General features: G+C 33.5%; 16 protein-coding genes and 1 pseudogene. 11 read left to right on the plus strand and 6 right to left on the minus strand.

The window, feature by feature from the left end; genetic code table 11:
• Positions 1-3: 3 nt before the first annotated feature.
• Together mukE and mukB are read left to right on the plus strand one after the other, a co-directional pair.
• Positions 4-735 carry a chromosome partition protein MukE gene (gene mukE, locus DKK70_RS02745; protein WP_110432654.1) on the plus strand — a complete coding sequence of 244 codons (732 nt, stop codon included), beginning with the start codon at positions 4-6 and terminating at the stop codon, positions 733-735.
• Entirely contained in the window at positions 735-5,153 is a 4,419-nt protein-coding gene (gene mukB, locus DKK70_RS02750) for a chromosome partition protein MukB (RefSeq protein WP_110432638.1), read from the plus strand. The genes mukE and mukB overlap by 1 nt, the downstream gene beginning before the upstream one ends.
• A gap of 103 nt (positions 5,154-5,256) precedes the next feature.
• Here mukB and lepA read toward each other — a convergent pair whose 3' ends face one another.
• Entirely contained in the window at positions 5,257-7,059 is a 1,803-nt protein-coding gene (gene lepA / locus DKK70_RS02755; protein WP_110432655.1) for a translation elongation factor 4, read from the minus strand.
• A 124-nt stretch (positions 7,060-7,183) separates the two neighbouring features.
• Between lepA and DKK70_RS02760 the strand changes: the two genes are divergently transcribed.
• The 8 genes from DKK70_RS02760 (at position 7,184) to DKK70_RS02795 (ending at position 14,161) form a co-directional block, all read left to right on the plus strand.
• Positions 7,184-7,615 (plus strand): MerR family transcriptional regulator, encoded by a 432-nt coding sequence (locus DKK70_RS02760; protein WP_110432639.1) that lies wholly within the window; start codon positions 7,184-7,186, stop codon positions 7,613-7,615.
• Between the two features lie 301 nt (positions 7,616-7,916).
• Complete coding sequence (locus DKK70_RS02765) at positions 7,917-8,219, plus strand: PTS sugar transporter subunit IIB (protein WP_110422661.1); 303 nt, start codon at positions 7,917-7,919, stop codon at positions 8,217-8,219.
• A 12-nt stretch (positions 8,220-8,231) separates the two neighbouring features.
• On the plus strand, positions 8,232-9,518 hold the full coding sequence (locus DKK70_RS02770) for a PTS transporter subunit IIC (RefSeq protein WP_110432640.1): 1,287 nt from the start codon (positions 8,232-8,234) through the stop codon (positions 9,516-9,518).
• A 42-nt stretch (positions 9,519-9,560) separates the two neighbouring features.
• Entirely contained in the window at positions 9,561-10,025 is a 465-nt protein-coding gene (locus DKK70_RS02775) for a PTS sugar transporter subunit IIA (RefSeq protein WP_110432641.1), read from the plus strand.
• Positions 10,022-10,678, plus strand: coding sequence for a ribulose-phosphate 3-epimerase (gene rpe / locus DKK70_RS02780; RefSeq protein ID WP_110432642.1), 657 nt, complete (start codon positions 10,022-10,024; stop codon positions 10,676-10,678). The genes DKK70_RS02775 and rpe overlap by 4 nt, the downstream gene beginning before the upstream one ends.
• 18 nt (positions 10,679-10,696) lie before the next feature.
• Positions 10,697-11,449 carry an SDR family NAD(P)-dependent oxidoreductase gene (locus tag DKK70_RS02785; RefSeq protein ID WP_110432643.1) on the plus strand — a complete coding sequence of 251 codons (753 nt, stop codon included), beginning with the start codon at positions 10,697-10,699 and terminating at the stop codon, positions 11,447-11,449.
• Positions 11,450-11,468: 19 nt separating this feature from the next.
• Positions 11,469-12,008: a 6-phospho-3-hexuloisomerase gene (gene hxlB / locus DKK70_RS02790; RefSeq protein WP_110432644.1), complete on the plus strand. Its 540-nt coding sequence runs from the start codon at positions 11,469-11,471 to the stop codon at positions 12,006-12,008.
• A gap of 80 nt (positions 12,009-12,088) precedes the next feature.
• Positions 12,089-14,161, plus strand: coding sequence for a BglG family transcription antiterminator (locus tag DKK70_RS02795; RefSeq protein WP_110432645.1), 2,073 nt, complete (start codon positions 12,089-12,091; stop codon positions 14,159-14,161).
• Between the two features lie 321 nt (positions 14,162-14,482).
• Here DKK70_RS02795 and DKK70_RS02800 read toward each other — a convergent pair whose 3' ends face one another.
• The 5 genes from DKK70_RS02800 to DKK70_RS02830 all read right to left on the minus strand — a co-directional run bounded on the left by DKK70_RS02800 (position 14,483) and on the right by DKK70_RS02830 (position 20,502).
• Positions 14,483-15,133, minus strand: a complete 651-nt coding sequence (locus tag DKK70_RS02800; protein ID WP_110432646.1) for a LemA family protein — start codon at positions 15,131-15,133, stop codon at positions 14,483-14,485.
• 3,299 nt (positions 15,134-18,432) lie between these two features.
• Positions 18,433-18,636, minus strand: a complete 204-nt coding sequence (locus DKK70_RS02820) for a hypothetical protein (protein ID WP_110432650.1) — start codon at positions 18,634-18,636, stop codon at positions 18,433-18,435.
• Positions 18,637-19,318: 682 nt separating this feature from the next.
• Positions 19,319-19,441, minus strand: a complete 123-nt coding sequence (locus tag DKK70_RS17125) for an integrase arm-type DNA-binding domain-containing protein (RefSeq protein WP_110432656.1) — start codon at positions 19,439-19,441, stop codon at positions 19,319-19,321.
• 18 nt (positions 19,442-19,459) lie between these two features.
• Entirely contained in the window at positions 19,460-19,612 is a 153-nt protein-coding gene (locus DKK70_RS17130) for an integrase arm-type DNA-binding domain-containing protein (RefSeq protein ID WP_181415895.1), read from the minus strand.
• 590 nt (positions 19,613-20,202) lie between these two features.
• Positions 20,203-20,502 (minus strand): hypothetical protein, encoded by a 300-nt coding sequence (locus DKK70_RS02830; protein WP_065577680.1) that lies wholly within the window; start codon positions 20,500-20,502, stop codon positions 20,203-20,205.
• 139 nt (positions 20,503-20,641) lie between these two features.
• Between DKK70_RS02830 and DKK70_RS02840 the strand changes: the two are divergent.
• Positions 20,642-20,864, plus strand: a pseudogene (locus DKK70_RS02840) (IS4 family transposase); the annotation flags it as partial.

Consider the following 20,864-nt stretch of genomic DNA (forward strand, 5'->3'; position numbering starts at 1 on the left):
GTTATGGGACGTATTGCAAGCAGTTCTCAAGCGTCAATTGATAAATATATGCCTGTTAAATTGGCTCAAGCTATCGCTAACCGGCTCTTTCCTGAGCTTGATAGTCAACTAAGATCCGGTCGTCATATTGGCATCGATGAGCTTGATAATCATGCTTTTTTAATGGATTTTCAACTAGAGCTTGAGCAATTTTATCAACGTTACAATGTTGAACTTATTCGTGCGCCAGAAGGATTTTTCTATCTTCGTCCGCGCTCAACCACGCTAATTCCACGTTCGGTATTATCTGAACTGGATATGTTAGTCGGTAAAGTATTATGTTATCTCTACCTAAGTCCAGAACGATTAGTTCATGAGGGTATATTTACCTTACAAGAACTCTTTGAAGAACTTGTGTCATTAGCTGATGAAAGTAAATTATTGAAAATAGTCAATCAGCGCTCTACAGGTTCTGACTTAGATCGCCAAAAATTATTTGATAAAGTCAAAACCTCACTCAATCGACTACGTCGCCTCGGTATGATCTTTTTTATCGTCGGTAATGATAGTAGTCGTTTCCGGATTAATGAATCAATTTTCCGCTTTGGCGCTGATGTGCGTAGCAGTGATGATGCTCAAGAGGCGCAATTACGCCTGATTCGCGATGGTGAAGCGATTAAAATTGAATCATCACTGATGTTAAATGATGATAATGGTGAAGAACAAGATGAAGATGTTAATGAGGAGATTGAATAATGATGAGACACGGTAAATTTCACTCATTAACCTTAATTAACTGGAATGGTTTTTTTGCTCGAACGTTTGAGCTCGATCAGCTGGTAACTACCCTATCGGGTGGTAATGGTGCGGGTAAATCAACCACTATGGCCGCATTTGTCACAGCATTAATTCCAGATTTAACTTTATTACATTTTAGAAATACTACAGAAGCAGGAGCAACCTCGGGTTCACGCGATAAAGGTTTACACGGTAAGTTAAAACCAGGGGTGTGTTACTCCATGCTTGATGTCATTAACTCTCGAAATCAACGGATTATTTGTGGTGTGCGTTTACAGCAAGTTGCCGGTCGTGATAAAAAGGTTGATATTAAACCTTTCTTAATTCAAGGCTTACCTGTCAGTATTCGCCCGACTGAATTAGTGACTGAACGCTTAAATGACAAACAAGCTCGAATTTTGTCTTTACCAGAGTTAAAAGATAAAATTGAAAAAACCGAAGGCGCTATTTTTAAACAATTTAACTCTATCACTGATTACCATTCAGTGATGTTTGATTTTGGCGTATTACCTAAACGTTTGCGTTCTTCATCAGATCGCAGTAAATATTATCGTCTGATTGAGGCTTCACTTTACGGTGGGATTTCCAGCGCCATTACGCGTTCATTACGTGATTATCTATTACCAGAAAATAGTGGCGTTAGAAAAGCATTCCAAGATATGGAAGCCGCCCTACGTGAAAATCGCATGACACTGGAAGCTATTCGTGTCACACAATCCGATCGTGATCTATTCAAACACCTAATTACTGAATCGACCAACTATGTTGCGGCTGATTATATGCGTCATGCTAATGAGCGTCGGGTACATATCGAATCGGTCTTAGGGCTACGTCGCGATATGTTTAAAACCCAAGAACAGCTTATCAGTAATCAGTACCGCCAAGTTGAAATGGCCAAAGAGCTGAAAGAATATCAAGATGTGCAAGGGGATTTAGAGACCGATCTTCAAGCGGCGAATGATCATCTTAATTTGGTGCAAACTGCTCTACGTCAACAAGAAAAAATTGACCGCTATCAAGCAGATTTAGATGAGCTCAACGTTAAACTTGAAGAGCAAAATGAAGTCGTAATTGAAGCAAATGAACAGCATCAAACCTATCGCGATCGGGTTGAGCAAACTGAACAAGAAGTTGATGAGATAAAAACGCAATTAGCTGATTATCAACAAGCTTTGGATGTACAACAAACACGCGCTATTCAATATCAGCAAGCAATTCAAGCGTTAAAAAATGCCCAACAATTATGTCAATTACCTAACTTAACTATCAATAATGTTGAAGATCATTATGAAGTTTTTGAAGAAAAACAAAAAGAGATTACTGAACAATTATTAGAGTTGGAACAAAGAGTTAGTGTTTCTGATGCGGCAATTAGTCAATTCGATAGAGCCTATAAACTGGTGGTTAAATTGGTTGGTGATGTGCTGCGAAGCGATGCATGGCATGCCGCAAGAGAAGCCTTAAAGCAGTGGCCTTCTCAATGTTACCAAGCTGAGCAAGCTGAACATCTACAACAACAATTAGAAGAATTAGAGCAACGCTTTTTTGAACAAAAAGAAGCTGAATCATTACTAACTCAATTCTGTAAGCGCCTTGGTCGTCAACTCAATTATGATGAACTTGATGAATTTAAACAAGAACTTGAAGTTCAATTGGATCAAAATGCTGAACTTGCTAATGAATCAAGTGAAAAACGGATTGAATTTAGACAAGAACTTGAGCAAATCCAAACTAAAATTAGTGAATATCGGCAAAAAGCACCATTATGGTTAAAAGCTCAAGATGCTCTTATTGCATTACAAGAGCAGACAGAACAGACCTTTACTAATAGTCAATCTGTTACTCAGCATTTACAACAACTGCTTGAACAAGAGCGCACGCTTGTTACTCAACGTGACCAAATAAATTTCAAACGCAATCAACTTGATACACAAATAGAGCAACTTAATCAACCAAGTGGAGTTGATGATAGTCGTTTATCCGCTTTAGCCGAACGATTCAATGGTGTATTACTTTCTGAAATTTATGAAGATGTCACCATTGATGATGCACCTTACTTTTCCGCATTATATGGTCCATCAAGACAAGCTATTGTGGTACCGGATTTATCGTTAGTTAAAGCACAACTTGAAAGCCTGACCAGTAGTGAAGAAGACTATCCGGAAGATATCTATTTTATCGAAGGCGATCCATCCTCATTTGATGATAGCGTATTTGATTGTGAAGAGATGGATAAATCTGTTCTGGTTAAAACCGGTGATCGCCAATGGCGCTTCTCAAGTTTCCCTAAAGTGCCATTATTTGGACGCGCTGCCCGTGAAATTCATCTGGAAAAATTATCAGCTGAACGTGATGAACTACATGAAAATTATGCAACGATTTCGTTTGATCTGCAAAAATTGCAACGTATTGAGCAAAATGTTGGCCAGTTTATTGGTGAATACCTATCAGTAGCGTTTGATATTGATCCCGAAGCTGAAGCGCAAAAACTAACAACCAGACGCAATGAAATCGAACGGCAATTATTGTCGCAAGAAAGCATTGATAAACAAAACCAACAACAGGTGGCAAATTGTAAAGAGCAGTTAGCTACGGTCAATCGATTGGTTGCTCAGATGCATCTATTAGCTGATGATGACTTAGCTGATCGGGTTGATGATTTACGCGAACAAGTCATTGAAGCGCAAGAAGCTGCGCAATATGTTAACCGTAATCGTGATACTATTTCAGAATTAGAACCGCTTATTGCTGTGTTGCAAAGTGACCCAGAGCAAAATGAGTCACTGCGTGAGCAATATAGTACCATCAAGAATCAACAGCAGACTATTCGTCAACAAGTTTTTGCTTTAACTGAAGTCATGCAACGCCGTGCACATTTTAGTTATGAAGATTCGGCAGGTATGCTAAATGAAAATAGTGATCTAAATGAAAAACTACGTTCTCGGCTCGAAGTGGTGGAAGCACAACGCAATGAAGCACGTAGTCAGATGCAGCAGTACCAAGATAAATATAATCAATATAACCAAACGCTAGCATCGCTTAAAAGTGCATATGAAACTAAACGCGATATGCTTAATGAGCTACACAAAGAGATTGAACAAATTGGTGTTAAAGCCGATGCCGTGACCGAAGAGCGCGCGCGCATTCGCCGAGATGAAATTCATCAAAAACTTAATACTAATCGTCAGCAATGTACATCATTTGAAAAACAATTGATTATGTGTGAAAGCGAAATGACCCAAATGCAAAAACGTTTAACACAAACACTACGTGATTATAAACAGTTACGTGAACAAGTTGTGGACGCGAAAGCTGCGTGGTGCTTAGTTTTACGATTAGTCAAAGAAAATAGTGTTGAACGAAGATTACATCGTCGCGAATTAGCTTATTTAAGCGCTGATGAATTGCGCTCAATGTCAGATAAGGCGCTCGGTTCATTACGTTTAGCGGTAAATGATAATGAACATTTACGTGATGCGTTACGCTTATCAGAAGATCCTAAGCGACCAGAAAGTAAAGTTCAATTTTATATTGCGGTTTATAAACATCTTCGTGAACGAATCCGTCAGGATATTGTTAAAACTGATGATCCAATTGAGGCTATTGAGCAAATGGAAATTGAGTTATCTCGATTAACTGAGGAACTCACTGCACGCGAACAGCAATTGGCAATTAGCTCAAAAAGTGTGGCCAACATTATTCGTAAAACCATTCAACGTGAGCAAAACCGTATCCGTATGCTCAACCAAGGCCTACAGCAGGTGGCATTTGGTCAGGTTAATGGGGTGCGTTTAAATGTTAGTATCCGAGAAGCTCACTCTTCATTACTCGCAGCCTTAGCTGAGGAACAAAATGAGCATCAAGATCTGTTTAGTAATAATCGTATTACCTTCTCAGAAGCATTAGCTAAACTCTATCAGCGCTTAAATCCACATATCGATATGGGACAACGCACAGCGCAAAATATTGGTGAAGAGTTGCTCGATTATCGAAACTATTTAGAGATGGATGTTGAGGTTAATCGTGGCGCTGATGGTTGGTTACGCGCTGAAAGTGGTGCATTATCAACCGGTGAAGCGATTGGTACGGGGATGTCCATTCTATTAATGGTTATTCAAAGTTGGGAAGAAGAGTCTAAACGTCTGCGCAATAAGGATATTTCGCCATGTCGCTTATTATTCTTAGATGAAGCGGCACGTCTGGATGCTAAATCGATTGCGACGCTCTTTGAGCTTTGTGAACGATTAGAAATGCAACTTATTATCGCCGCTCCAGAAAATATCAGCCCGGAAAAAGGTACCACCTATAAATTAGTGCGTAAAGTGATCAACAACCAAGAACACGTACATGTTGTTGGCTTGAAAGGCTTTGCTTAGTCATTACTGACTAAAAACAGTTTCGCCGGCAAATGCCGGCGAAATTGTTATTTAATGTTGATTAATTATGTAAGCAATGGTTAATTTCAACTAGCCTACATCATTAATGAATATCCAACACGGCATGAAAGGCCTCTTGAGGAATATCAACACCGCCAAATTTACGTTGTCTAATTTTATTTTCCTTAATATTTTTAGCTATCTTTTTCTTTTTCGATGCTGAGCCGGAATAGCCGCGCCCGGTAACACTTTTGCGTAATGGTGGAATATCTTCGCGTGCAATAACTTTATTCTCAACTACCGATTGCACCGGCATTGGGTAGAGTTTACGTGGAATGACATGTTTCATCTTCTGCACAATTTGCTTGCCTCGTTCAAAGCTTTTATCGCGTGGCAAAATAAAAGAAAACGCATCGACAATCTCATCATTCAACCAGATATCCATTTTTACCAAATCAGAGACAATATAGCTTCGATCACGATAATCTATTGATGCATAACCATGGGTAATCGATTTGAGAGAATCATAAAAGTTGTAGGCAATTTCCGAAATAGGCAATTTAAAGGTTAACTCTGCCATTTTATTATTCAGATAAACCATATCCACATAAATGCCCCGTTTTTCCTGACAAAGTTCCATTATTTCACCAATATTTTCCATTGGAATGATAATGGCAGCATCAATAAAAGGCTCTTCAATGTAGGCAATCTTTTCAAAACTTGGCAGTAACATAGGATTATTAACGCTAAGCATCTCACCATTTTTTAACGTTACCCGATACTCAACACTCGGAAAGGTAGAGAGAATTTCGATACCATATTCTCGTTCAAGCCTTTCTTGAATAATTTCCATATGTAAAATACCGAGAAAACCACACCTAAAACCAGCCCCTAATGCCATGGAATTTTCTTGTTTATAAATGAAAGCCGAATCATTAAGCGATAATTTTTCCACCGCATCTTTCAATTTTTCTTGGTCTTCATTTTTTATAGGAAACAACCCAGCATAAACCATTGGTTTAACTTCTTTATAGCCGGGTACGGCTTCGGTATCCGGTTGATTAGGATCGATTAAAGTGTCACCAACTTTTACATTGGATACAATTTTAATATTCGTTGAAATAAATCCGACTTCACCTGCCATAAGTGCATCAACCGATTTCATCGCGGGTAAAAATACCCCAACTTGCAATGCTTCGAACTCAAGATCACTTTTGAGCATTTTAATTTTCATGCCGGTATGGATTGAGCCGTTAAAAATGCGCACATGTAATACAACACCTCGATAGACATCATAGTGAGAATCGAATATTAATGCCTGCAACGGTTTTTCTTGATCACCTTTGGGTGCAGGAATATTTTCAATGATTGATGCCAAAATATTATCAACCCCAACCCCACTTTTAGCAGAGGCTAAAATCACCTTATCTAAATTTATGCCGTCAAGTTCTTCAAGTTCTTGCATTACACTTTGAGCATCGGCATTAGGCATATCGATTTTATTGATTACCGGAATAATTGTTAAATTTTGCTCCTGAGCCAATTTTAAATTAGCAATGGTTTGTGCTTGCACGCCTTGTGTTGCATCGACAAGCAATAACGCACCTTCACAAGCGGCTAAACTGCGTGAGACTTCATAATTAAAATCAGTATGACCTGGGGTATCAATTAGGTTTAATTCATATTCAATACCATCGGATGCTTTATAATACATACGTACAGTTTGCAACTTAATAGTAATTCCACGTTCTCTTTCAAGATCCATGTTATCTAATAATTGCTCTTTCATATCACGTTCAGAGACAGTATTGGTCATCTCAATTAATCTATCTGCCAGTGTTGATTTACCGTGATCGATATGGGCAATAATACAAAAATTTCTTATACTGTTTGGGTTCACGTTCATTTCTCCCATACTTTTCTTAACAATTGGCGTGAACTATAATGGTTAGAGTAACTCTAAGTCAAGTTTAGAGACACATCATAATTAACACTCTATTTAATTGATTTATAACTATATAAGGATAAATATGGTAAATATTAATGATTGTATTTTATCAATAGCCCAAAATGGTGAACTAAACCAAACACCTAAATACTCGGTGACTAAAGCTGCAAAACTATTAGGCTTGTCAGCCCACACGCTTAGGTATTATGACTCACTTAATCTATTTCCATTTTTACAACGCGATCAAAATGAAAAACGGTTATTTTCTGATGCCGATTTACAATGGGCAAAATTGATTGAATGTTTACGTAACGCCAATATGTCAATTAAAGATGTGCAACACTATGTTAAGCTCTGCTTACAAGGTGACGAAACGTTAGATGAACGTTTAGCTATCATCAATCAACAAGAAAAGACGTTAATGGATACTATTACGTTATTAAACGAACAATTAGCGTTATTGCGGTTTAAAAAACAGTATTATAAGACAGCTCATCAACTAAAAAAACAGTAAGCAGTTTTAATTAACAAAAAGTTGAGCAATGGGGTTTTTGATTAACCTTATTCGTCTTATTGCTAATAAAAATTTGTTTAAAGTCAATATGTTAGATAGTTCCATCAACGGCTTTTCTTCAAACATCCAACATTCATCTCATTATTTTCCTTTCAATAATTAGCACAATTTCTTTCCAACTTGAGGAAATAAAGTTGGCTTTACCCATTTTTTCATCTATGGGATAGTTTTTAACAACGGAACTAGAGCACTTTTTAAATCATTACCGATTTAAATTTTAATTAGGAATTGGAGGCAAAGTATGGCGAAAGAATTAAATATTTTGGTTGCTTGTGGTAGTGGCGTTGCAACTTCAACCATTGCTGTTAACGCAATTAAGGAGATTTTAAAAGAAACCAATATAGCAGCAAAACTTTTCAAATGCAGTTTAGGTGAATTAGAAACAAAACAGAATGATGTCGATTTGATTTTAACTACTGCAAATTATAAGAAACCGCTGAAAACTCATCACTTAAATGTTTTTAATCTAGTTTCTGGGGTTAATGTCGAAACAACCAAAGAAAAATTGATTCAAATTTGTACTGAGTTATTAAATAACGAGTAAGGAGATAAAATCATGGTTGATTTCTTTGTCAGTTTTTTTCATACCATTTCTGAATTGGGGGCAGTAGTACTACTCCCTATTGTGATAGCGTTATTAGGGCTTTTTTTTCGAATGAAAATAGGGCCAGCAATTAAATCAGGATTGATGGTTGGTATTGGTTTTCAGGGTTTAGTGTTAGCACTTAATTTGTTGATGTCCACCATTAGTCCAATTATTGCTCACTATGAAGCAATGGGATCTGGATTTACCACAATTGATGTCGGCTTTGCCGCTATAGGTGGTGCGGCTTGGTCAATCCCAGTGGTAGTATTTTGTATACCTGTTATTATTCTAATAAATATCTTATTGATTAAATTGAAAATAGTTAAAGTGATCAATATTGATGTTTGGAATTTTATTCACTTTATGATTCCTGGGGCATTAGCTATAGCCTTATTCGATAGTATTCTAATTGGTGTAATTGTCACGATATCACTCTCTATTATCACCTTATTTTGTGCCCAATGGGTTGCGCCTAAATGGGAAGAATATTTTGGACTGGAAGGGACTACCTGTACCACACTAGCATTTGTTTCATTTATTTATCCTCTTGGTCTATTTATTAATAAAGTCATTGATTGCATTCCAGGTCTTAACAAACTTGAAATCAATATGAGTAAAATTGAAAGCAAATTAGGTATCTTCGGCGATCCGACTTTTATTGGTATTTTCGTCGGTGCATTTTTAGGTATCTTGACGGGTCAAAATATTTCGACAATTTTAATTATTTGTATGGGATTTGCCGCCGTAATGATCTTAATTCCTCGTATGGTAGGAATTATGATGGAGGGCGTGACGCCAATTGGTAATGCAGCCACAGCTTTCATAAAAAAACATATTGATAAAGATAGTAAGTTTTATATTGGAATGGATATCGCATTAGGTTTAGGTGATCCTGCTTGCATTACAGTTACCGCAATGACAATTCCTTTTGTTATCGCTTTTGCTTTTATTATTCCCAATATGACGTTTTTCCCTCTAGGTTTATTAGCTCAGGTTTGTTACCTAACGCCAATGATCGTACTTGCCAGTAAAGGCAATGTTTTTAGAAGTACGGTCTGTTCAATTATTTGCATGTTCTTTGTTTGCTATTTCGCCAATTTATTTGCGCCGGAAGCAACCCAAATGATGAAGTATGCCGGTTTAGATCTGTTTACTCATAATCCCAATGCTATGGTTACTGATGGCGGTCATTTTGGATGGAATCCGGGTAGTATTTTAGTTTCATTAATTCACAGATTTATGGAACTTTTTGCCTAAACCGCAAATATATTGGATAAACAATTAAAGAGTATTTAAACGATGCCAAAATTAAAAAAATATATTGCTATTGAAGGGAACACAACATCACGAGACGAAGCGATTAAACTCTGTGGAGACGCGCTTTATCAAGCAGGTTTTGTTGAAAAGGATTTCTATATCGATTGCATCAATCGTGAGAATGAATATCCAACAGGTCTTGATACCAAGATCCCTGTCGCGATACCGCATTGTCAATCTGATCTAATTAATACCAGTGGTGTCTGTTATTTAAGGTTGGATCAACCGGTGAAATTCCATCGATTAGATGATGATACCCAGTCAATAGTAACACGCCATATTTTTAATTTAGCTATTAAAAATGGTGATGACCATTTAGCGATGCTTAGTGCAATGATGGAATGTTTCTCCAAAGCCGAATTTATATTACGGCTTGAAAAAGAGGAGATTAAAAATGTGCCAACATTACTTGAATTATATTTTGATGCAGGAGGGAATGATAAATGAGGAGAGAATACAAAATCTCGCCATCAGTTTTTGCAGCAGATCTTGGATCTCTGAAAATACAACTAGCTGAACTGGAAAATAGCCATATTGAATTGTTACATGTTGATGTAATGGATGGGCATTTTGTTGAACGAATAGCTTTTGGCGCTGATCATATTCGCGCCTTAAAAAAAATGACTAAACTGCCTTTGGATGTTCATTTGATGGTACAAAATCCTGAAGTTCATCTTGATGCCATAATCGCGGCAGGTGCCGATATTATAACCTTTCATCAAGAAGCCACAACAAGACACTTAAGTTGTTTACAGAAAATTAGAAAAGCCGGAATTAAGGCAGGTATAGTTTTAAATCCCGGTACTTGCGAAGATTCGATTAAATATCTTTTAGATGATATCGATATGATTTTACTAATGACAGTCAACCCAGGAGAAGGTGGACAACATTTCTTGACCTCGGTGTTAGAAAAAATCAAACGAGTTCACAATCTAATAGGTAATAGAGCTATAGATCTGGAAGTTGACGGTAGCATTGATAATAAAACCATCAAACTTTGTCATGAGGCCGGTGCCAATGTATATGTTTCTGGTGGTTATCTATTTAACGGAAATATTAGTGAAAATATTGCCAGTTTACGACAAGCGTTGGCGAAATAAATTTTGAGGGCATTACAAATGGAAAACTTTAAAAATAAAGTGGTGTTAGTCACAGGTGCAGCTAATGGAATAGGCAAAGGTATTGCGGAAAAATTTGCCTCAGCAGGCGCACATACTGTCATTGTTGATTTTGATTCTACCCAAGGAAAAGCAACAGCTGAACAGCTATCGCAAAAATATGTTAAATCTATTTTTGTCCAAGCGGATGTATCAAATAGTGATGCAATGCTAAAAGTAAGGGAAGAAACTTTTAAAGCTTTTGGCCGAATTGATATTTTAGTCTTAAATGCCGGCGTTGCTTATGCAAATAAAGTCGACAATATTTCTGTTGAGGAGTGGTTAAAAACCATAAATATTAATTTAAGTGGCTTGTTTTATACTGTCAAAGCTTTCTATGAAGACTTTCTAACCAATAAAGGGTCAATAGTTTATATAAGTTCAGGTTCTGCACTTAGTGGCACTGGAGGAGGGGTATCTTATCCAGCCTCTAAAGCCGGCGGGGAAGGTTTAATGCGTGGGCTGGCAAAAGAGCTTGGTCCCAAAGGGGTAAATGTAAATATTATTGCTCCGCGACTTATCGATTCTGGAAAAATGATGCGTGTTAATTATCCCACTCAAGCTAGCTTAGATGCAGTATTAGAGAAAATTCCTGTACGTCGCTTAGGTACCATCGAGGATGTGGCTAATTTAACGTTATTTCTAGCGAATAAAGATAACTCCTATATCCAAGGGCAAACCATATTATTAGATGGTGGCAGGACAATTGCTTAGTTAAAGGTGGGATGAAGATATGCAAGCACAAATCATTGTTAATGAACTTAATCGTTCTATTAATTGTTTAAATCAACAAGACATCGACAATTTTGTTAAAAAAGTTGAAAGTCATAAACGTATTTTTGTTTATGGTATGGGAAGATCCGGATTAATGCTGAAAGCTTTTGCTATGAGATTAATGCAACTGGGTTTTATTGCTTACGTGGTTGGCGAAACAACAACACCTGCCGTTCAAAAAGGTGATTTATTGATCGTCGCTTCCGCTTCAGGTGAAACTGGCACAGTCAATCTGACGGTTGAATCGGCATTAAAGCAAGGGGTCGCTGTTGCTTCTATTACATCCACACCTAGTTCAACACTCGGCAAATTACAATCTCCTGATCTGGTGGTAGAGTCAGGAACAAAATTCACGACTTCTCAAGTAAGTGTGCAACCATTGGGTAGTTTATTTGAACAAATGCTATTAATTATGTTTGATACGATTATTTTAATCATCAGCGACAAGCAATCAAATGCCAATGAGCATATGGCTAATAAACATGCAAGCCTTGAGTAATCATAAATAATTAGGCCAATGAAATATTGGCCATCAACGTTTTAAATCAAGGATCGTTTTTTTCTTAGGCTGGTGATGATATGAAAAAACGCAGTATGGAAATACTACAGAAACTTATTGAGCATCCTCATCAAGAATTAACTATTCACAAATTGATGGAAGGTTGGCATAAATCGGAAAAAACGTTAAGGAATGATATTCAAGAAATATTAGATTACATCAAAATTATTAAATTAAAATCTACTATAGAGTTTGATGGTCAGACATTGAAATTTATTGGTCATTCAAGCATCCATTCTATGCAAGATATTTTTAAGCAACTCAATACCTACTATTACCGTATGTCCTTAGATGAACGGAAAATTTATATCATCGTTAAATTACTTTACCAACAAGATTATTTTGCTATGCAGCAGTTAGCTGATGATATGTGTGTGACACGCAACACTATTGTAGATGATTGTAAAAATGTAGATGAATATTTAAAAAGACATCACATTATATTCGAATCAAAAAGTAAAAAAGGAATAAAAATTGTTGTTGATAACCAAGAAAACATCACACTTCTTTTAATCGATATTTTTAATAATTTAATTCCATCTCTTACTTTTGAAAAAACGTTTTTTCCACAATTGATTATTAACTTAACCGGATTTAAGTATTCGCTTGCTGATGTCGCATTTTATATGGAGTCCTATGCAAAAGATAATAATATGATTTTTGCCAAAGAAAGCTTTCATTATGTTGCAATTTGTATATTTGTTTTGATAAATAGGATGATTCAGGTGCCTTATGCCGTTAAAACCAACAAACAGCAAAAAGAGTTGCAACTAGATACGGTAGGATTAATTGTTCAATATGTAATGAATAAACTTGATTATAAAGATATTACCGATGACAAGATTATTAATATTGAACGAATTATTCTGGCCAGCCAACTGTCCCCACAGATCCAAAGTATTAATGATTTTGAACTCTATGGCGTTATTTGCCATTTTTTATTAGCAATCAGCAGCGAAATTGATATCGATTTAAAATCGGATGATTTATTAATTAAGTCATTAATATCGCATATAAAAAGTATGCATAATTGGAATGATACCGATATTGATTTTGACATCAATGAAGATTATGGCGTAGCAGAAATATTTAGATTAAAAAATATCGCTGAGAATAAATATCTGATATTAGAAAAATATTTACAATATTCACTCAATACCAATATGAAAAATAGCATTATTATTCATATTTGTGCGGCTATTTTGCGAAACCGACAAAATATGGATCCTTTCAATGTAATTATTTCATGTCCAGGTAGTATGGCGACCAGTAAATATCTTGAAGTCCAAATTAAGAACTATTTCAATTTTAATGTGGTTGATACAATGACGACTAAACAAATTGAAAGAGCCAAAGGACAATTTAATAATGTGGATTTTATTATTTCAACTGTCAAAATTCCTCAGTGTAATTTACCTGTAGTTGTGGTTAGTCCTTGGATAACCATTGACGATATCAATAAAATCCAACGATTAAATATTAAAAAGAAACAGAATGAAATAGAGCCTTGGAATGCATATCCAATATTGGCAAAACTTTATTCCGTCTATAAATCGGCAAACAGTCACAAAATTGCCTATCTTAATGAAAATATAGAATTATTACTTGAAAAATCAAATATTAATTCTAATAGTTCGCCTTCTCCAGTATTGCTTGATATGTTAAAACTAAAATATATCTATACTTCTGATCAAAAACTCCATTGGAAGCTAGCGATGAAAAAAGCCGCCGAAGAATTAATTAAAGATGGATATTTTGATCAGAATTATCTTACTGAAGCCATTGATAATGTAAAAGAATATGGCGCTTATATCATAATCAGTCACGGTGTAGCTTTAGCCCACGCCGGCAAAACATCTGAAGTGTATCGAGATGGTATTAGCTTATTAGTAGCTAAGGATGGCATTTTTTTTGACGAAGGTGAGCAAGTGAATTTATTGTTCTTTTTTTCGCAAAAATCTGATATTGAGTATCTGGAACTTTTTAAAGAGCTCATTAAATTAGGCGAAGCTTTCAGTAACATTGATAAGATAAAAACCGCCAAAACAAGTAAAGAGGTTTATCAGCGGATAAAAGAGATACTACATAAATAACAAAACTAATCAGCAAGATAATCAACTGAAAATATCTTCTCTATTAGAGGAGCTCTAGAAAATAAAATGGTTAAACCATTCTAGATATCAATTTGTGGGTAAGATGGTATAAACTTCTCAATTATCTTTACAAAAACAATAAATCAAGATAATTGTCATTTAAAATTAATTAGAAGATTAACTAATAGATAAAATATTTATGAATAAAATAGATGAAACTTGGAGGAAAGGGTGGGGAGGAGGGATAAAATTTCTGTCAATTAACCATCAAAAAAAGAGCATCTTTTTTTATAAGAAAGATGCCCATCGTTGTTAAATTAATTACTGCTGATTATCTGGTGAATCTTTTTCTGTATTATCATTGATTTTGTTTTTTATTCTTTTTACATTTTCGCTAGCCGCTGATGCCATTCTACCCATGGTATCTCTTAAAATTTTTCCATCATCAGTTTTAAAAAATACTAATTGATCCATACCATTTTCATCCATCTCAAAATAGGTGGCTTCAACAAAACCTAATTTAGAGGCGTAAAATAGATGAGGAATACTACCACGAGTAGAATTATAGAGTTGTACAGCAGCATTATATGCTTCACGTCTTTCAAGAATTGTCGTTTCAATCTCATCTAATTGAACCATTAATTGTTGATATGTTGTGTTAGCTTTTAAATCAGGAAATCTATTAGCAAGCATCTGCACATTGCCTATTAAATGTGATGCCTCTGAGACAGCGATATTGGCTTTATCGATACTATCGCTTTCAGTAATAGTTAAATGAGTCAACTTTTCATGATCACCATAGCTAGAAGCTATATCTGAAAGTCGTTGAGCGATATCATGTCTTTTTTTGACGGTAGCATATATATTCGATTGTTTTTGTTTAACATTTTCAGCTAAACGTCTAAGTTTATTATATGCAAAAAATAACCACACTAAAATTGCTATAAAAATTAAAAATAAAGTAGTTAACATAAATATATAGTCCTATTCATAATTAAATGATCTAATAATCAAATAGGTAGCATTTTTTATAATTGCAATGTAGCGTTTAAGTGAGGTTAAATTATTGTTACTTTTTACTAATTTATATCACTGATTCAATCAAAACAATTTCTATATACAATTAAAATGGCTACGTATTGAACGCATAAAAATAATAATTATACTTCTTTTACAACAATTAATTACATACGGTACCATATATTTAAACATGTTACAAATTATTGTTAATTATGGATTTGTTTGATATATACTAATTAGATAATTATTTTTTACTTGTTAAAATTATTAAATTTTTAGTTATTAATCTATAATAAAACAGTTTAAATACTGAGTTATCAAATCCATTTAGTTTAGGAATAAATTTGACTTTCCCATACATTGAAACAAGAGTATCTAAAATTGATAAAGTATATAGCTCAATAATCCATTAAATCTGATTTTCTATCTTTTAGGAGGCGGGATCAGGCAAACAAGAAAGAAAATAATTAAAATAGAATTAACTACAAATACCCAATTAATGAACGTAGATAAGATTTTATTTTGATGTGGATCAAAATGTATCGCACGCAGCCGCGCCATATAAAACTGATAACCAAATGTAAAAAAGTAATAAAGGGCAGCACCTATACGTACAAGAGTTAACGATATCTTATTGTGATAATTTATAGGAGCAAAAAAGTAAAAATAAATCCACACAAAAAAGTTAAATATAATTAAAAAAATAAAAAGAATCCATTGAATAATCATTGTTTTTAATTTTCCTCTATAACAAGACATTATTATGATAAAGTTTATTTTCTCTTCTTTTTTCTGCTACTTAAAGGATCTTCTATAAATATATACAAAGCTCCTATGAAAATTGTAGACCATGCAATAAACGCACTCTCTATAACTCCGTCATCCACTAACATGTATATAAATAGATTGACAGCTAAAACAAAATAATTATATGCAATACAATATACTCTTTTACGATTTAAAGATTTATTATAAATAAAATCTTCACGGGTAAATTTAGAAAAATAATAACGGAAAAAGCATCCAATTATAGCTAAACAGTAATAGCAAACACAGATAAAAATTATCATTACTTTTTTCAACCTCAATTAAGTTAATATCAATATTTCTATCTTTTGGGCAGAGGGATCAGGGAAACAAGAAAGTAACAAATTAAAGGTATATTGACTGATAACACGAAACAGATGAAAATAACTAAAATTTTATCTTGATGAGGCTTTAAATGTACCGCGTTGAGCCAAAGCATATAAAAATTATAACCAAGCGCCAAAAGGTAATAAATGGCAGCACCTATACGTACAAGAGTTAATGATATCTTATTGTGATAATTTGTTGGTGCAAAAAAGTAAAAATAAATCCACACAAAAAAATTAAATATAAATAAAAAAATAAAACCAATCCATTGAATAATCATTATTTATAATTTTCCTCTATAATAAGACATTATTATGACAAATTTTATTTTCTTTTCTTTTTTCTGCTATTTAAATCATCTAAAACATCTTCTAAAAATGTAACAAAAATTACATACAAAACTAGAATTAAAGTTGTAGAAATTAGAATAACAATACTTTTTATCATTCCCTCCTTTATTAAAATATATATAAAAGCAGTGTAAGCTAATACAAAGTAATAATATATAATGCAACATATTCTTTTACCCTTTAAAGATTTATTATAAATAAAATCTTCACGGGTAAATTTAGAAAAATAATAACGGAAAAAGCATCCAATTATAGCTAAACAGTAATAGCAAACACAGATAAAAATTATCATAACTTTTTTTCAACCTCAATTAAGTTACTATCAGTATTTTTTCTATATTCTTTACCATCTTTTCTTTTACAAAAATAATAATACACTGGTTTTTTTCTGCAGTTTTCGCTGTTGTTATGATAAGATGACAATCATCTTATATCCTGATAGTGTCGTTTCTATATCAATTGTGAATATGGAACAGATTCTATACAATATACACTAAACAATATATCCAAATTTATATACTATATCCATAGCAATCTGATTTTTTATGTAAACCAATGTAAAGTATTGTTTCAAAGTTAGCTTTTGCTGTTTTTAACCAATAAAATCAAATGGTTGTAAATTAAGTAGCCTTTACTATTGATTCAAGAAACTTTAAATTTATCAAATTAATCATGATGTTAAATACAATTCTATGAAAGCGATTTTTAATGCTTTTTTGTAATCTTTTATAGTAACAATATAACTTTAAATGCTGGAAGTTACCGTCCAATGGTGTCAAATCTTAGGTATTTGTTTTATTGAAAGATACATAGTGCCACCACTCAATAAAGAATAATCCTTATCTCTTGACTTGGCTGCTTTTATAGGTCTGTCAGTTAATGATAAAGTTTTTTTAGCATGATAATTTTAGATATAAGGTTTTTAGGTATATTGTATTAGTACACCTAAGAATAAATCTAAAAATGCTCTTTGCAAATGTAGCCAACTGATGCTTAATGAATAACAAAATAGGCTATAAGCTTTGTGTTTTTTGGTTTTGATATTTTTAAACGATTTAGAAGAATGTTTACTGATGATTAGATTGGTGCGTGGGCGAGATCTGATTTATTTAGTCAGGAGCATTACTATTACTGTATTTTTTTAAAAGTTAAAAATATACCCTAAAAAGTACTCTCATTATGAAAAGTAACTCCATAAACTGGATATTTTTATCAGCCAATTATTTTAAATTAAATTTGATTTTTCACGGGTATAAAATTTTGATTAGATGGACTGTCCTAAAATAAAAATTGATAGTGATTTACTTCCCCCCCTTACCTGTTACTATTTTACAATAAAAAATTACCGTTAGCAGATGGATTTAATTATGGAGTAAATTTTTTTAACTAACCAAATTAAAAAGGTGATTATCAAAACAAAAAGTAACAAAAAAACATTAGCTGCTATAAAAGATATAAATATTAAAAAAAGATAATCTTCCAAACCATATGGGGTTTTTATTGTTTTAAATAAATAAAAAAAAACAAAACTAAGAAAAGGGATTATCAAAATATATACTAGCTTACGCACTTTAGAAAATACAATCTCCATAAGATCAAAACAGCCAGTAATAGCATCAACTATATCAAGTGACATTATGTTACCTCTCCATTCTTTTTATATATATATGCTATATAATCAACATTAATCATTTTTCATTTAAATAATATAAATAAAAATCACTATAATCAATCATCGACAGTTTATCTTTGATTGAAACTATCTTATTACTTTTTACTTAAATTGATTCTCAGAGCGTTATAAGCACCGCATATATCGCAACTTAAATGCCTTTCAATTATCAAATTTATTGCTACATCTTGTACTTTTAAAAAAATTTGATGACATTCAGGACAAATAACATTTTCAATTGAATTCATAGCTAATATTTTTGCAGCTTCAATCCGCTTATTTACTATTCCATTATTCATATATTTATTCCTTGGGAGATCCCATATAGAAGCGATTAAATTAGCTAACAATTTGATAGATATTTATAAGAAGTCTCTTCATGAAGGTGCCTACATGAAACATAGTCAATTCTAATCAATATTAAAAGATTTTTTAATAGTAAATGCTAATAGTATTTGTGAACACCGTGTGATAAAACTTTATAATTATGGCAGTATGGATATAAAAATTCAATCAAATTAGGTGGTTAAGTGGTTGTGTTTAAAATTGAGTGCACTAACTACTATTAACTATCTTCACATTACGATTGTTTGACAAGGAAACATTCCCTCTACTGGCTTGCTCGACCAAATCGCCCCAGCAATCTAACATGATTTGTTTTTGTTGTTCATACTCTGCCTTGTTGTAAGCTCTTCTTACTGCATTTTTATCAACTTGTGATGATAATGCGCTTACGATAATATCATAATTAAAGCCTTATTCATTTAAAGCGGTGCTTGCCAAAGCTCTTAGTCCATACGCTTTATTGCCATATTAGCGGTTTGGCTAGTTATTGGTTGGTTATAGGGAGATCTAGCAATAAGGAACACAAACTCACTTTTATGATTAATAGTTTCATTATCTTAAAGGTAGTTAATCCTTGTTCGGTTTTCAATCTAAACCATTTTTGAGCAAGAGTGTAAAAAGTATTTTGTTAGCTTCTTATTTTAGTTGTTCTTGTTTATATTCTTGAGGATCTATACCTTGTTTAATAAGTTCTATCGCTTCATCTCTAAACCTTCTTACTTGCTGTAATGTAGCCTCGGGATAACTGCCAAAACTTATTAATCTCCCTTTTGGGGTTTAAGGGCACGTATATTTAAAACAACAAATCTTAGCGTTATTCACTTTGATTAATAGATATATACCGCCACCATCAAATAAAGAATAATCTTTATCTCTTGGCTTAGCTGCTTTTATTTGTGTATCAGTTAATGGTAAAGCTTTTCTTGCCATAATGATTTTAGGTATACGGTTTTTTTTAGGTATATTGTATTCGTTTACCTAAGTATTTACCTAAAAATTCTGGCTGTAAATGTATTTTACTGATGCTTAATGAATAACAAAATAGGCTTTAAGCCTTATATTTGTTGGTTTTGATGTGTTTTAAAGGATTTAAAAGAATGTTAATGAATATTGAATTGGTGCGTGGGCGGGACTTGAAAAGCACTGTTTAAATCATTTTTCATAAAGCATTGTGTTTGTTTCTTCTGTTTGCCGTACCCCCATTTGTACCCCCAAAATAAAAACTGATCCCCAATATTAGGTATTTTAATCTTGCCAAATTGAAAGGTTAAAAATTGGTTTTAGAATTTTGACGGTGTAAAAATTTATCTAGGTGAGCGGTATCCGTTAATTATGTTTTAGATTTTTATACCTCCCCCCATAAAAATAAAATTTTATAAAAAAGTGTTCACGGTGTTCACTACTTGCTTGAAGCCTTATTATAAAAGGGTTTGAGCGGTGAACACTTAATGATTTACTATTCACAAGTGTACACTTAAAGTGTTCACCACAAGATAAATAATGGATTAATTTAGATCTAACTATATATGTTTAGCTAAATATTCCACCATTTCTTTATTATTTAAAAAAGAATAAAATCTTTTTGCTAAGGCTTTTATTCTTGTATATCGTTTTGCTTCACTAAGTTGTTTTTCGGCACAATAACAATTAAGACCATCATACATATCAAAGTAATCATAATAGATAAAAAGCCAATAGTGCTTTATTCTATGAAAATATCTGTTTCCAAATTCTATATATTTAAATACAAAACTATGAAGAAGATCGCCAATATCTTCTAAACTATTACATATCATAATTTTTTGGCTAAAAAGTCTCATGAAAACTAAACAGCTATAATTAATGCTTGGTACTGATGAATCCCCTAATGATTTTTATCAAAATCATTAAGTTAAGGTAGATACACATCTTGTCATATGATCAAATGGTTTCGCCAAAAATCAATAATCAGACAACAAAATGTGCGAACTCGATATTTTACACGACTCTCTTTACCAATTCTGCCCCGAATTACACTTAAAACGACTCAACAGCTTAACGTTGGCTTGCCACGCCTTACTTGACTGTAAAACTCTCACTCTTACCGAACTTGGCCGTAACCTGCCAACCAAAGCGAGAACAAAACATAACATCAAACGAATCGACCGATTGTTAGGTAATCGTCACCTCCACAAAGAGCGAC

Source organism: Gilliamella apicola, from assembly GCF_003202655.1.
Classification (GTDB): domain Bacteria; phylum Pseudomonadota; class Gammaproteobacteria; order Enterobacterales; family Orbaceae; genus Gilliamella; species Gilliamella apicola_R.

Excerpts from the sequence above, each read along its gene's own strand:
- mukE (WP_110432654.1), top strand. The coding sequence starts at position 4 with ATGGGACGTATTGCAAGCAGTTCTCAAGCGTCAATTGATAAATATATG.
- mukB (WP_110432638.1), top strand. The coding sequence starts at position 735 with ATGATGAGACACGGTAAATTTCACTCATTAACCTTAATTAACTGGAAT.
- lepA (WP_110432655.1), bottom strand. The coding sequence starts at position 7,059 with ATGAACGTGAACCCAAACAGTATAAGAAATTTTTGTATTATTGCCCAT.
- DKK70_RS02760 (WP_110432639.1), top strand. The coding sequence starts at position 7,184 with ATGGTAAATATTAATGATTGTATTTTATCAATAGCCCAAAATGGTGAA.
- DKK70_RS02765 (WP_110422661.1), top strand. The coding sequence starts at position 7,917 with ATGGCGAAAGAATTAAATATTTTGGTTGCTTGTGGTAGTGGCGTTGCA.
- DKK70_RS02770 (WP_110432640.1), top strand. The coding sequence starts at position 8,232 with ATGGTTGATTTCTTTGTCAGTTTTTTTCATACCATTTCTGAATTGGGG.
- DKK70_RS02775 (WP_110432641.1), top strand. The coding sequence starts at position 9,561 with ATGCCAAAATTAAAAAAATATATTGCTATTGAAGGGAACACAACATCA.
- rpe (WP_110432642.1), top strand. The coding sequence starts at position 10,022 with ATGAGGAGAGAATACAAAATCTCGCCATCAGTTTTTGCAGCAGATCTT.
- DKK70_RS02785 (WP_110432643.1), top strand. The coding sequence starts at position 10,697 with ATGGAAAACTTTAAAAATAAAGTGGTGTTAGTCACAGGTGCAGCTAAT.
- hxlB (WP_110432644.1), top strand. The coding sequence starts at position 11,469 with ATGCAAGCACAAATCATTGTTAATGAACTTAATCGTTCTATTAATTGT.
- DKK70_RS02795 (WP_110432645.1), top strand. The coding sequence starts at position 12,089 with ATGAAAAAACGCAGTATGGAAATACTACAGAAACTTATTGAGCATCCT.
- DKK70_RS02800 (WP_110432646.1), bottom strand. The coding sequence starts at position 15,133 with ATGTTAACTACTTTATTTTTAATTTTTATAGCAATTTTAGTGTGGTTA.
- DKK70_RS02820 (WP_110432650.1), bottom strand. The coding sequence starts at position 18,636 with ATGAATAATGGAATAGTAAATAAGCGGATTGAAGCTGCAAAAATATTA.
- DKK70_RS17130 (WP_181415895.1), bottom strand. The coding sequence starts at position 19,612 with ATGGCAAGAAAAGCTTTACCATTAACTGATACACAAATAAAAGCAGCT.
- DKK70_RS02830 (WP_065577680.1), bottom strand. The coding sequence starts at position 20,502 with ATGAGACTTTTTAGCCAAAAAATTATGATATGTAATAGTTTAGAAGAT.